The sequence below is a fragment of the Rhodanobacter spathiphylli B39 genome (assembly GCF_000264295.1).
GTDB lineage: Bacteria > Pseudomonadota > Gammaproteobacteria > Xanthomonadales > Rhodanobacteraceae > Rhodanobacter > Rhodanobacter spathiphylli.
The window spans coordinates 1-408 of the sequence record NZ_AJXT01000025.1; the positions used below are offsets into that span (position 1 = coordinate 1).

Sequence of the window (408 nt, forward strand, 5' to 3'; positions counted from 1 at the left end):
GGCGAGTTCAATTCTGAAGTGCACCACCCCCAGCGATAGAGCGGCGCAGGTGCGGTAGCCTGCACAGCTTCACCGCCAAGTGGAACTGCACATGAGCTACACACACCTGAGCCAGGACGAACGCTATCAGATTCAGCATTTCCATGGGGGCGGCTTTTCAGCTCGAGAGATCGGCGCGGAGTTGAAGCGCGCGGCGACGACAATCAGTCGCGAGCTTCGACGCAACTCGAGCGAGGCGGCCAAGTATCACGCGCGGGCTGCACAGCGACAGGGCGCCAAGCGCCGGCGTGCGGCGAGCGCGCAACCTCGGATCGGACCGGAGCAGTGGGCCACCGTGGAGGCACGGCTGACAGTCGAGCAATGGAGCCCTGCGCAGATTGCCAGCGAGGTGTCCATCAGCCACGAACG

General features: G+C 64.2%; 1 protein-coding gene. It reads left to right on the forward strand.

The features are described from left to right. Positions 1–91: 91 nt before the first annotated feature. Positions 92–408, forward strand: a 317-nt coding sequence (locus tag UU7_RS09945; protein ID WP_007807880.1) for a helix-turn-helix domain-containing protein, incomplete at its 3' end; no start/stop codon positions are given.